This window comes from Actinomycetospora callitridis (genome assembly GCF_028737265.1).
Classification (GTDB): domain Bacteria; phylum Actinomycetota; class Actinomycetes; order Mycobacteriales; family Pseudonocardiaceae; genus Actinomycetospora; species Actinomycetospora callitridis.
In genome coordinates this window covers 618,648-631,751 of sequence record NZ_JAQZAK010000001.1, presented here as the reverse complement: position 1 = coordinate 631,751, position 13,104 = coordinate 618,648, and the positions used below count along the sequence as shown (strand labels likewise).

At 74.3% G+C, this 13,104-nt stretch carries 6 protein-coding genes; 4 read left to right on the top strand and 2 right to left on the bottom strand.

The features are described from left to right. Window positions 1-4: 4 nt before the first annotated feature. The 3 genes from PH191_RS03060 to PH191_RS03050 all read left to right on the top strand — a co-directional run bounded on the left by PH191_RS03060 (window position 5) and on the right by PH191_RS03050 (window position 3,220). Entirely contained in the window at window positions 5-2,401 is a 2,397-nt protein-coding gene (locus PH191_RS03060; protein ID WP_274193148.1) for an excinuclease ABC subunit UvrA, read from the top strand. A 33-nt stretch (window positions 2,402-2,434) separates the two neighbouring features. After that, complete coding sequence (locus tag PH191_RS03055; protein ID WP_274193147.1) at window positions 2,435-2,944, top strand: GNAT family N-acetyltransferase; 510 nt, start codon at window positions 2,435-2,437, stop codon at window positions 2,942-2,944. Between the two features lie 123 nt (window positions 2,945-3,067). Then, on the top strand, window positions 3,068-3,220 hold the full coding sequence (locus PH191_RS03050; protein WP_274193146.1) for a hypothetical protein: 153 nt from the start codon (window positions 3,068-3,070) through the stop codon (window positions 3,218-3,220). 1 nt (window position 3,221) lies between these two features. Here the strand turns inward: PH191_RS03050 and PH191_RS03045 are convergent, their stop codons facing one another. Beyond that, entirely contained in the window at window positions 3,222-4,667 is a 1,446-nt protein-coding gene (locus tag PH191_RS03045) for a DHA2 family efflux MFS transporter permease subunit (RefSeq protein WP_337994036.1), read from the bottom strand. 134 nt (window positions 4,668-4,801) lie between these two features. Between PH191_RS03045 and PH191_RS03040 the strand changes: the two genes are divergently transcribed. Next, window positions 4,802-5,719, top strand: a complete 918-nt coding sequence (locus PH191_RS03040) for a siderophore-interacting protein (RefSeq protein WP_274193145.1) — start codon at window positions 4,802-4,804, stop codon at window positions 5,717-5,719. On the opposite strand, the gene PH191_RS03030 is transcribed toward PH191_RS03040, so the two are convergent. Continuing rightward, window positions 5,716-12,852 (bottom strand): amino acid adenylation domain-containing protein, encoded by a 7,137-nt coding sequence (locus PH191_RS03030; protein ID WP_337994035.1) that lies wholly within the window; start codon window positions 12,850-12,852, stop codon window positions 5,716-5,718. The genes PH191_RS03040 and PH191_RS03030 overlap by 4 nt on opposite strands. Window positions 12,853-13,104: the final 252 nt, after the last annotated feature.

Genomic DNA, 13,104 nt, shown 5'->3' with positions numbered 1-13,104 from the left:
CCCGATGAGCACGGCCACCAGCACGGACGCGCCGGCGCAGGCCGCGGCCGACAGCCACGACCTGATCCGCGTCCACGGCGCGCGCGAGAACAACCTGCGCGACGTGAGCGTCGAGCTGCCCAAGCGCCGCCTCACGGTCTTCACCGGCGTCTCCGGCTCGGGCAAGAGCTCGCTGGTGTTCTCGACGATCGCCGCCGAGTCCCAGCGAATGATCAACGAGACGTACAGCGCGTTCCTGCAGGGGCTGATGCCCACCCTCAACCGCCCGGACGTCGACGTCCTCGACGGGCTGACCACCGCGATCGTCGTGGGCCAGGAGCGGATGGGCGGCGACGTCCGCTCCACCGTCGGCACCGCCACCGACACCGGCGCGATGCTGCGCATCCTGTTCAGCCGGCTCGGCGAGCCGCACATCGGCGGGCCACAGGCCTTCTCGTTCAACGTGGCGTCGATCAGCGGGGCGGGGGCGGTCACCCTCGAGAAGGGCGGCCGCGAGATCAAGGAGCGCCGCGAGTTCAGCATCACCGGCGGCATGTGCCCCCGCTGCGAGGGCCGGGGCACGGCGTCGGACTTCGACCTCACCGCGCTCTACGACGACTCCAAGTCGATCGACGAGGGCGCGATCACGATCCCCGGCATGAGCATGGACGGCTGGTTCGGCCGGATCCTGCGCGGCTGCGGCTTCTTCCCGGCGGACAAGCCGATCGCGCAGTTCACGAAGCGGGAGCTGGACGACCTCCTCTACAAGGAGCCGACGAAGCTCAAGATCGAGGGCATCAACCTCACCTACACCGGGTTGATCCCGCAGATCCAGAAGTCGTTCCTGTCCAAGGACCGGGAGGCGATGCAGCCCTACGTCCGCGCGTTCGTGGACCGGGCGGTGGTCTTCGCGGAGTGCCCCGAGTGCGGCGGCACCCGGCTGTCCGAGGCCGCGAGGTCGTCGAAGATCGCGGGCGTCCACATCGGCGAGGTCAGCGCCTGGCAGATCAGCGACGTGGCCGAGTGGATCCACGGCCTCGACGCCCCGTCGGTGGGGCCGCTCCTGTCGTCGCTCTCGGAGACCCTGGACTCGTTCGTCGAGATCGGGCTCGGCTACCTGTCCCTCGACCGCCCGGCGGGCACGCTGTCCGGCGGCGAGGCGCAGCGCACCAAGATGATCCGGCACCTCGGGTCGGCGCTCACCGACGTCACCTACGTCTTCGACGAGCCCACCATCGGGCTGCACCCGCACGACATCGACCGGATGAACACGCTCCTGCTGCGCCTGCGCGACAAGGGCAACACGGTGCTCGTCGTCGAGCACAAGCCGGAGACGATCGCGATCGCCGACCAGGTCGTCGACCTCGGACCGGGCGCCGGCACCGCCGGCGGGGAGATCGTCTACCAGGGCAGCCTCGACGGGCTGCGGGCCAGCGGCACCCTGACCGGCCGGCACCTCGACGACCGCGCCACGCTCAAGACGTCGGTGCGCACGCCGGACGGCGCGATGGAGGTGCGCGGCGCGGACTCCCACAACCTGCGCAAGGTCGACGTCGACATCCCGCTGGGCGTGCTCGTGGCCGTCACCGGGGTGGCCGGCTCGGGCAAGACCTCGCTGATCCACGGCTCGGTGGCGAAGCGGGACGGCGTGGTGATCGTCGACCAGACCGCGATCAAGGGCTCGCGACGCAGCAACCCGGCGACCTACACCGGCCTGCTCGAGCCGATCCGCAAGGCGTTCGCCAAGGCCAACGGCGTGAAGCCGGCCCTGTTCAGCGCGAACTCCGAGGGCGCCTGCCCGAACTGCAACGGGGCCGGCGTCATCTACACCGACCTCGGGATCATGGCGGGCATCTCGACGCTCTGCGAGGTGTGCGAGGGCAAGCGCTTCGACGCCTCGGTGCTCGAGTACACCCTCGGCGGGAAGGACATCGCCGAGGTGCTGGCGATGCCGGTGTCCGAGGCCGTCGAGTTCTTCGGGGCCGGCGACGCGAAGACGCCCGCCGCCCACAAGATCCTCGTGCGGCTCTCCGACGTCGGTCTCGGCTACCTCACGCTCGGCCAGCCGCTGACGACGCTCTCGGGCGGCGAGCGCCAGCGGCTCAAGCTGGCCACGCAGATGGGCGAGCAGGGCGGCGCCTACGTGCTCGACGAGCCCACCACCGGCCTGCACCTCGCCGACGTGGAGCAGCTACTGGGCCTGCTGGACCGCCTGGTCGACTCCGGCAAGTCGGTGATCGTCATCGAGCACCACCAGGCGGTCATGGCGCACGCCGACTGGATCATCGACCTCGGACCGGGGGCGGGGCACGACGGCGGGCGGGTGGTGTTCGAAGGGACGCCGGCCGACCTCGTCGCCGACCGTTCCACCCTCACCGGCGAGCACCTGGCGGCCTACGTGGGGCGCCGAGACGGGGGCTGACGGAACCGGACACGGCCCCTACCCTCGGGCCGCATGCCGGTCGGACGGTCCTGGCCGCTGGTCCTCGCCGACGAGACCACGGTCGAGCTGCGCCCTGTCCGCAGCGACGACGCCGCGGCGCTAGCGGACGGCTATCAGCAGCTCAGCGCCCACTCGGCCTACAGCCGGTTCCACACCCTGTACTCCGAGCTGTCGCCGACGCAGCTCCGGTACTTCACGGAGCTCGACCACCACGACCACGAGGCCCTCGGGGCCGTCCTCCCGGACACGGGCGAGGGCCTCGGGATCGCCCGGTACGTCCGCGACACCGACGACCCGACGCACGCCGAGCTGGCCCTGACCGTGCTCGACGCCTGGCAGGGGCGGGGCCTCGGGCGCGGGCTCCTCGACGCCCTCGCCGCACGGGCGCGCGAGGAGGGCATCACCTGCTTCACCGCGGACGTGCTGAGCGAGAACCGCGCGATGCTCGAGCTCATGCGCCGCGCGGGCCCGGTCGAGATGGAGCGCGACGGCGACACGACCATCGCCCACCTCGAGCTCTGATCACGCGGCGCGACCGACGTCGTCATCAATGACGACATGCTGGGCCGAAAGTATGACAGAAGCTGGCCTCTCGACAGGAGAGCTGTCACCGTGGGTGACCTCGCATCGTCGTAGGAGGTCCTCGTGTCGCTGAGCACCCTGCCCCGGCCCGTCAGCACGCCGTCCCGGCCGCGCCACGAGCACGGCCGCTCCTGCTACTGGGACCACCTCGAGTGCCGGTGGGCCTGCGCACAGGAGCGGACCGTCCCCGCGCCGCGTCGGGCCTCCGAGCACTGACTCACTCCGTCGCCGACGAGCGGCGGGGCAGCCTCGTCGCCCCGATCACCGCGACGAGGCAGAAGGCGAGCGTCCACCAGAAGGTGTCGGCGAAGGCCAGCGCCACCCCCGGCTCCCCCAGGGGTGCGCGCGCCTCGAGCCGGGTCTGCAGGACCACGGCGAGGACCGCGGTGCCGATCGAGCCGCCGAGGACGTTGAGCAGGTTGAGCGCCCCGGAGGCCCGCGGGAGCTGGGCGTGCGGCATCGACGAGTAGACGATGTTCATCACCGGCGCCCCGATCATGCCGAGACCGATCCCGCGCACGAGCAGGGACGCGATGATGAGCGGGTCGGACGGCACGCTGCCGAGCTGGGTGAACAGCACCGTGCCGGCGGCGATCAGCCCGATCCCGGTGAGCACGAGGGTGCGCGGGGCCACCTTGTCGATCGTGCGGTTCACCACCACCGATCCGACGGCCGCCCCGAGGCCCTGCGGGACGAGCAGCAGGCCGGCGGCGAACGGCGTCAGGCCGCGCCCGACCTGGAAGTACAGCGGCAGCAGGAACACCGCGCCGTACACCGAGGCGCCGAGGATGACCAGCGCGCTCGCCGCGGCCCCGAACGGCGGGCGTGTGAACAACCGCAGGTCGATGAGCGGGACGCCGCGCATCCGCAGCGCGTGCACCACGTAACCCGTCAGCAGGGCGACGCCGCCGACCAGGCCGAGGAGCACCGGCAGGGAACCGAGGGAGCGGCCGTTGCCGACCTCCGTCAGCCCGAACACGAGCGCCGCCACCCCCGGCGGGAGCAGGGCCGCACCCAGGACGTCGAACGGCGCGCCCTGCGCCGCGGGCGGGTGGGGCGCGACGAAGCGCAGGGCCAGCAGCACGGCGACGATGCCGATCGGCAGGTTGACGTAGAACAGCCACGGCCAGCCGGCGACGCCGAGGATCGTGCCGCCCACGATCGGCCCGATCACCGGCGACAGCAGCGGGATGACCCCGACGATGCTGATGATGCGGCCGATGCGCTTCGGCCCGGCCTCGCGGGCCACCAGGGCCTGGCCGACCGGCGGGAGGAGCCCGCCCCCGAGCCCCTGGATCACCCGGAACACGACCAGGCTCTCCACCGACCACGCCAGGGCGCACAGCAGCGACCCGGCGAGGAACAGGACGACCGCGGAGATCCAGGTGCGGCGGCCCCCGAACCGGTCGACGATCCAGCCGGACGAGGGCACGGCGAGCAGGAGCGCGAGCAGGTACGCCGTCGTGACCCACTGGATCTCGGTCACCGACGCCTCGAACTCCTGCGCCAGCGTGTCGATGCCGACGTTGACGATCGTCGCGTCCAGCGTCGCCATGAAGGTGCCGAGGACGAGGACGAACGCCGTGCGCAGGAGTCGTCCGTCGATCTCGGTGGGCGCGGGCGGCGGCTCGGGGGCCTCGGGCGGGGAACCGGCGGCGGTCACGGGGTCGGGGTCCTCCGGGGTGTGGGCACGGGAGTGGGAGACGGGGACGGATCCGGGCTCGCCGAAGGATAGGGTGCCCTAACATCTGGTGCCCGGCGCGGCACCCGGCGTGACGACCCAGGAGGGACCGACCCATGGACCGCGAACGACCCCGCGAGCGCGTCGCGGAGGCCCGACTCGGCGCCGGGGGCGCGAAGGTGCCCTACCCCATCCGCATCCGCCGGCTCGAGGTCGTCGGCCGGCAGACGATCAGCCCGACCATGGTGCGCCTGACCCTCGGCGGTCAGGACCTCGTGGGCTTCGAGAGCCACTCGGTCGTCGACGAGCACGTCAAGATCGTCTTCCCGGACCCGGACGGCGGGCTGCGCGTCCCCGAGCCGAACGGGTCGATGGTCCGCTGGCCCCACCCCATGCCCCCGACCCGCGACTACACCGTGCGCCGGTACGACCCGGCGGCCGGCGAGCTCGACCTCGACGTCGTGCTGCACGCCGGCGGCCTCGCCTCGGAGTGGGCGGCGCGCGTGGGCCCCGGCGAGCCGGTGTGGGTCGCCGGGCCGCCCGCAGGCCTGGCCGTACCGGAGCACTACGACCGCTACCTGCTCGCCGGCGACACCACCGCGCTGCCCGCGATCGCGCGCTGGGTCGAGGGGATGCCCCCGGCCGCCCGCGGCTGGGTGTTCGTCGAGGTCGCCGACGCCACCGAGGAGATCGAACTCGCCGCTCCCGAGGGCGTCGTCGTCACCTGGCTGCACCGCGACGGCGTCGCCGCCGGGCGGAGCGACGTCCTGGCCCGCGCTGTGCGCGGCGTCGGGATCCCCGCCGGGGAGTCGGTGTACGTGTGGGTCGCCGGCGAGGCCGGGTCGATCAAGCCGTTGCGGCGCTGGGTGCGCGACGAGCTCCGCCTCCCGCCCGCCGACTGCTCGATCACCGGCTACTGGAAGGTCGGCCTCGCGATGTTCGACGAGGACCACAACCCCGGTGACGGCGAGGACCACGGCCACGGGCACGGCCACGGGCACGGCCACGAGCACGACGAGGCCGCCGCGGTCTAGCGGGCGGCCGCGTCGGCGAGGGCGTCGGCGACGATCGGCCCGATCACCGCCCACCCGCGGGGCGCCACCATGGCCGCGTGGTCGCCCTCGACGGGGTGGGCGACGAGGCGGTCGGGGCCGACGAGGTCCCGCCACGCGTCGGCCAGACGCTCGGCGTCGGTGCCGTCGGTGCCGGGTGCGCCCGCCGCCGCGAACAGCGTCAGGCGGCCGTCGTGGACCGGCGCGTGGGAGTTCGTCCGGATGGCCACGGTCCGTTCCACCGCGGACCGCACCGCCGCGAGCAGCTCCGGCGCGTCCTCGGCGGCGCCCGGGGGCAGCGCGGCCCGCAGCTCGCGCTCCACGACGTCCGCGGACGGCCCCCGCCCGTCGGCGCGCTCGGCGGCCAGCGGCCCGGAGTCGATCATCCCGGTGAAGGCGACCTCCTCGCCGTCGTCGGCGAGCAGGGCCGCGAGGGCGTGCACCACGTTGCCGCCGAACGAGTACCCGAGCAGGTGGTACGGGCCCTTCGGCTGGATCCCGCGGATCGTCTCGAGGTAGCTCGCGGCGAGCTCGTCGATCGTCGTCGCGGGCACCGGGGACCCCTCCAGCAACGGCAGCTGCAGCCCGATCACCGGCCGGTCGGACGGGAGCTCGCGCACCAGCCCGGTGAAGACGGTCGCGAAGCCGCCGGCAGGGTGGACGCAGAACAGCGGAGCCGGGCCGGTGCCGTCGGTACCCCGCAGGGTCAGGACGTGGTCGCGCGGCAGGTCGATCCCCGGTGCCCCCGCGTCGACGTCCTGCCCGACGGTGGCGAGCGCCGCGATCCCTGCGATCGTGCCGCCCTCGAGCACGTCGCGGACGGACAGGGCCACGCCCTGGCGCCCGGCCCGCGAGACGAGCGCGAGAGAGACGATGCTGTCGCCGCCGACGTCGATGAACTCGTCGTCGAGCTCGATCGCGTCGTTCTCCAGCACCTCGCGCAACACGCCCAGCAGCACGGACTCGGCCGGGGTGGCCGGCGCCCGCGACGGCGTCGACACGTGGTCGGGAGCCGGCAGCGCGCCGCGGTCGAGCTTCCCGCTCGGGCCCAGCGGCAGGCGGTCGAGCGGCACCAGCGCGGCGGGCACCATCGCGGTCGGCAGGACCGCCGCGAGGTCCGCACGGAGCGCGGCCGGGTCGATCCGCGCGCCGTCGACCGGGACGACGTAGCCGACGAGGCGCCGTTCGCCGGGACGGTCCTCGCGCACCTCGACGACGCCGGCCCGCACGTCGGGGTGGCGTGCGAGCGCGGCCTCGATCTCGGCGGGCTCGATGCGCACCCCGCGGACCTTCACCTGGTCGTCGGTGCGGCCGAGGTAGATGAGCTGACCGTCGGCGCGCCAGCGCACGCGGTCGCCGGTGCGGTACATCCGCTCGCCGGCCCGGCCGGACGAGTCAGCACAGAAGGGGTCGGCGACGAACGCCTGGGCGGTCTGCCCACGCAGGCCGAGATAGCCGCGGGCGAGGCCGGGCCCGGCGAGGTAGAGCTCGCCCACCATCCCGACGCCGACGGGCAGCAGGCCGCTGTCGAGGACGTAGGCGCGGACGTCGGGGTCGGGCCGACCGATCGGCAGCGCGGCGTCCTCGGCGTCCGGCCCGTCGGCGCCCCGGAGCTCTGCGGGGTCGTAGCGCCAGGTCACCGCGTTGATCGTGACCTCGGTGGGGCCGTAGGCGTTGAAGAGCGCCCGCCGCCCGTCGCCCCACCGCCGCGCCAGCGCCGGGTCCAGACGCTCGGCACCGACGACGAAGAAGACGTCCGGGTCGACCTGCGCGTCGTCGGGCATCGCGGCGAGGAACGACGGGAGCAGGTTGATCCCGGTGACGCGGTGCGCGGCGGCGTAGTCGAGCAGCTCGTGGCCGGGCAGCCGGACCTCCTCCGGCGCGATCACCGAGGTCCCGCCCGAGAGCAGCGGCAGCATCATCTGCCAGACCGCGACGTCGAAGCTCGTCGAGGCGAAGTGCAGGTAGCGCTCCCGGTCGGTGGCGCCGACGACGTCCTCCTGCAGCGCGATCAGGCCGGCGAACCCGGTGTGGCTCACCGCGACGCCCTTCGGGCGGCCCGTCGTGCCCGAGGTGTAGATGACGTAGGCGAGCGCGTCGAGGGTGAGGCCGCGGCGCGCGTCGACGGGATCCGCATCCCACGCCGACGGGTCGTCCCCCACCAGCTCCGGGTCGTCGAGGCGCAGCACGCCCACCGCGTCGGCGAAGGGCAGGCCCCCGAGGTCGTCCAGCACTCCGCCGGTGGTCACCGCCGCCACCGCGGCGGCGTCGCCGACCATGTACTCGAGCCGGTCCCGCGGGTAGCTCGGGTCCATCGGCACGTAGACCGCGCCGGCCTTGACGATCCCGAAGACGGCCACGACCATCTCGACGTCGCGCTCGAGCAGCACCGCGACCGGCTGCTCGGGCCGGACACCGCGCGAGATCAGGGCGTGGGCGAGGCGGTTGGCCCGCCGGTCGAGCTCCGCGTAGGTCAGCGCGCGGTCCCGGCACTCCACGGCGGTCTTGTCGGGACGGCGGCGCACCTGGGCGGCGAACTCCTCCAGGCAGCCGCCGCGGACGCGGTGCCCGGCGACGTGGTCGGTGCCCGCCGCGAGGACCCGGGCCTCCTCGGCCGGCTCGAGCAGCCGCAGGCGCGACACCGCCCGCTGCGGGTGGCTGATCATCTCGCGCAGCAGCGTGCGCAGGCGGTCGCTGTAGTCGCGCACGGTGGCGGCGTCGAAGGCGCCCTGGTAGCCGAAGCGGATCACGATCTCGGGTTCGGGCAGCACCACCACGTTCATCGGGTACTGGGTGCCGTCGTCGGTGTCGACCCCGGCCAGCTCGATCCCCGGCGCGAGCGTCACGCCGGTGCGGGCCGACATCGGCAGGTTCTCGGTGACCATGAGCGTGTCGAAGAGGTCGCCGACGCCGACCGCGCGCTGCACGTCGGCCAGGCCGACGTGGTGGTGGTCGGTCATCGCCATCGACTGCTCGTGCATCCCGCCGAGGACCTCCAGCACGGTGTCCCGGTCGGAGTAGGCGAGTCGGACGACGACGGTGTTGCCGAACTGGCCGATCATCGTCTCGATGCCGTCGACCTGGCCGGAGCGCCCCGACACCGGGCTCGCGAACACCACGTCGTGCCGGCCGGTGAGCCGCGCCAGCAGCAGGCCCCAGGCGGTCTGGACGACCGTCGCGAGCGTGAGGCCGTACTTCCGCGCGAAGGCCCGGATGCCCTCGCTGAGCTCGGCGTCGAGCGCGGTGTGCAGCCGCTCGGGCCGCTCCAGGGCAGCACCCCGCGCCGCGGGCGCCAGCCGGGTGCCCTCGTCGATCCCGCCGAGCAGCTCGCGCCACGCTGCCAACGACGCGCGGCGGTCCTGGCGGGCGAGCCAGCGCAGGAAGTCCGTGACGGGCGCGGTGCGCGGGGCGGGGGCGCCGCCGCCGATCTCGTCGTAGATCGCGAAGAGCTGGCGGCAGACCAGCGGCATCGACCAGCCGTCGAGCAGCGCGTGGTGGTTGGTGACCACCAGCCGGTGCTCGGTCGCCCCCAGCGTGACCAGCACGAACCGGATCAGCGGCGGCCGGGCGGGGTGCCACGGGCGGTCCAGCTCGGCACGGGCCGCCGCGGCCACCTCCCGCTCCTGCTCGACGCGCGGGCGGGACGACACGTCGACGTGCTGCCAGCCGAGGACGACGTCCTCGGGCACCACCTGGACGACGGCACCGGTGGCCGCGGTGGTCAGGATGCTGCGCAGCGCGGGGCTGCGGGCCAGCAGCTCCTCGGCCGCGTCGCGGAGGCGTCCCGGGTCGAGGACGCCGACGAGGTGGTGCACGCCCTGGACGAGGTAGACCTCGGCCTCGCGCTCGTCGCGGGCCAGGCTGTGCACCACGAGCCCGGCCTGCAGGTCGGTGGCGGGGAGGGCCTCGCGAATGCGCAGCCCGTCCTCCAGCGGGTCGACGTCGGCCGGGTCGACGAGGACCTCGGGCGCCTCCTGCTCGTCGTCCGCCCCCTCGTTCGGCTGCCGCGCGAGGGCGGCCAGGGACGCGACGTCCGGCGCCGCCAGCAGCTCGCGGGGACGGAGGTCGAGGCCGTGCGCCCGCAGGCGCGAGCACACGGAGATCGCGGTGATGCTGTCGCCGCCGATCCCGACGAAGTCGTCGTCCACCCCGACCCCGTCCAGCCCGAGGACGTCGGCGAGGACCTCGCAGAGGACCCGCTCCTGCTCGGTGCCCGGAGCCCGCCCCGTGCGGGTCGTCGGGGGCGCCGGGAGGGCGAGGCGGTCGAGCTTGCCGCTGGTGGTGGTCGGCAGCGCGTCGAGCACCACCACGGTCGAGGGGACCATGTGCTCGGGCACGCGCGTCGAGAGCGCGCGGCGCACCTCGTCCGACGACAGCGCGCCGCCCGGCTGCGGCACCACGTAGCCGACCAGCTGGGGACGGCCGGTGTCGGTGCGGATCGCCGCGGCCGCTGCGCGCACGCCGGGCAGCTCGGCCAGCTGCCCCTCGACCTCGCCGATCTCCACCCGGAAACCGCGGATCTTCACCTGGCCGTCGCCGCGGCCGAGGTAGTCCAGCCCCCGCCCGGGGACCCAGCGGGCGAGGTCGCCGGTGCGGTACATCCGCGCGCCGGCCGGGCCGAAGGGGTCCGCGACGAACCGCTCGGCGGTCGTCCCGGGGTGCCCCAGGTAGCCCCGCGCCAGGTGCGGCCCGGCCAGGTAGAGCTCACCGACGGCACCGTGCGGCACCGGTTGCAGCGCGACGTCGAGCACGTGGATGCGCGTGCCGGGCAGGGCGTGGCCGATGGTCGGGGCGCCCGTCGTGACCGGGGCGACGGTGGCGTCGACCGCAGCCTCGGTCGGGCCGTACATGTTGCGGGCGGCGACGCCGGAGTCGGCGACGCGCTGCCACAGCGCGGGCGGGGTGGCCTCACCGCCGAGGATCAGCAGCGAGGGCGGGTGCTCGCCGGTGAGCAGGCCCGCCTCCACGAGCTGCGCGGCCATCGACGGCGTGGTGTCGACGACGTCGATGCGGTCGCGGGCGTACGCCGCGAGCAGCTCCTCGGCGTCCTTGGTCAGCTCGGTGTCGTAGAGGTGCAGCTCGTGCCCGCCGAGCAGCCAGAGCAGCTGGTCGATCGAGGCGTCGAAGGCGAACGAGTAGGTGTGCGCGACGCGCAGGACGCCGTCGGCCACCTCGGCCGCGGTCACCCGGTGGTGCGCCAGCAGGCCGGCGAGGCCCCCGGCCCGGCCGAGCACGCCCTTGGGACGCCCGGTCGAGCCGGACGTGTAGATCACGTAGGCGAGCCGGTCGGGTGACTCGTCCCCCCGCACGAGCGGCCCCGCCTCCTGGGCGTCGGCCTCCGTCCGCAGGTCGGCGACGTCCACGGCGCCGAGCTCGTCGACCGCCGCGTCGCTCCCCAGGACCAGCGCCGGGCGGGCGTCGTCGATCAGCTCCTGCCGGCGCCGCAGTGGGTGGGCCAGGTCCAGGGGCAGGTAGGCGGCGCCCGCGTCCATCACCGCGAGGAGCGTGACCACGAGGTCCACGCCGCGCGGGAGCGCGAGCGCGACGACGTCGTCGGTGCCGATGCCGCGCGCCCGCAGGGCCCGCGCCGTCCGGTGCACGCGGTCGACGAGCTCGACGGCCGTGAGCCGCTCGGAGCCGCAGACCAGGGCGGTGCGGTCGCCGGCCTCGTCGCGCAGCCGGTCCAGCGCCGTCGGGACGTCGTCGGGGTCACCGGTCGGCGCCGGCCCCGTCCACTCCCGCAGCAGCCGGTCCTGCTCGTCGGCCGGGATGAGGTCAACGCGTCCGATCGGCGGCGCCTCCGCCGACGTCAGCGCGTCGATCACCCGGAGCAGGGCCTGCGCGCGCCACTCGACGCCGGCCTGGTCGGTGAGCCGGTCGTCGACCTCGAAGCCGAGGCGGATGCCGCCGTCCGCTGTCGGCGTCGCGGTCAGCTCGAAGTCCTGCGGGGGGCCGCCGGCCACGTTGCGCATGACGCCGGTCGAGCCGGCGAAGTCGATCGTGTAGTCGAAGGCCTTGAGATTGATGCCGCCGATCAGCATCGCGCCCAGCCCGGGCACACCGAGCTCCCGCGGGAGGTCGGCACCCCGGAAACGCTGGTGGGAGCGCATCTCCTTCATGAGGCCCGCGACCCGGCGGGCGAGGTCGTCGAGGCGGTCGTCCCCGCGCACGGTGACCCGCAGCGGCAGCAGGTTGACGGCCATCGACGGGGTGCGCAGCGCCACCTTCCCGACGCGGCACATCAGCGGCATGCCGATGACGACGTCGGTCTCGCCGTGGGCGCGGTGCAGGAACGCCGCGAAGCAGCTGATGAGGACGTCGGCCCAGGTCGTCGAGGTCTCGTCCCCGACGGCGCGCAGCCGGGCGAGGACCTCCGGCGCGACCACGACCGACGCGGCCACCGTGCGCTCCGGCGCCCCGGACGCCGTGCGCGCTGTCCACCCCGTACTCGTCGGGTCGGGCAGCGGGGAGAGGCGGTCGCGCCAGTAGGCCCGGTCCTTCTCGTGGCGCTCGCCCGCCCGGTACTCCTGGTCGGCCGCGACGAGGTCGGCGATCGCGCCGAACTCGGGCGGCGGGCGCTCGGTGCCCCGCACCAGCGCCGTGTAGTGCGCGGCCGCCCGCCGGGCCATCATCGCCGCGGAGTACCCGTCGATGATCACGTGGTGGTAGAGCTGCACCCACCACACCGCGCGGGCGGAGAGCCGCAGCAGCGTCTGGCTGTCCAGCCGGCGGTCCACCAGCCCGCGGCACGCCTCGGCCGCCCGCGCCCGGATGGACGCCACGGCCGCGTGGGCCGCGGCGACGGGGTCGGGCTCGGCGCGGAGGTCGACGATCTCGGGGGGCGGCGCGGGGTCGTCGGACAGCGACTGGCGCGGGCCGTCCGGGGTGTCGTGGAAGCGCAGGTGCAGCGTCTCGGCCTCGTCGATCGTGGCGCGGACGGCCTCCGCGAGGGACGCGAGGTCGAGCGGCTCCGTCCCGTCGATCTCGACGACGTCGCCGACGAGGTAGTGCGGGGAGTCCGGCTCCAGCCACTGCGCGTTCCAGATCCCGAGCTGGGCGCCGGTCAGCTCCAGCAGCGCGTCCGCCGGGGTCCGCGTCCGGACAGCAGTAGTCAACCCGTCCTCCGTCTCGCCGGTCGGCCGAGGCTCCGAGCCCGGGACACCCGTGTCGGTTAGGCATGCCTAACCCACCATCTCGCGCCCGTCCGGCGCAAGCGGCTCGAGTCGTCGGGCGGGTCACGGGCGGTGTCGACCCCATCACGTCGGGCGATCACCCGGCTGGTGCGGTGATGGAAGGCTGTCCTAACCTCGCCTCCGACACGGTCGACGTCATCACGCTGAGCACACCCGGGTCGCGCACGACCGTGG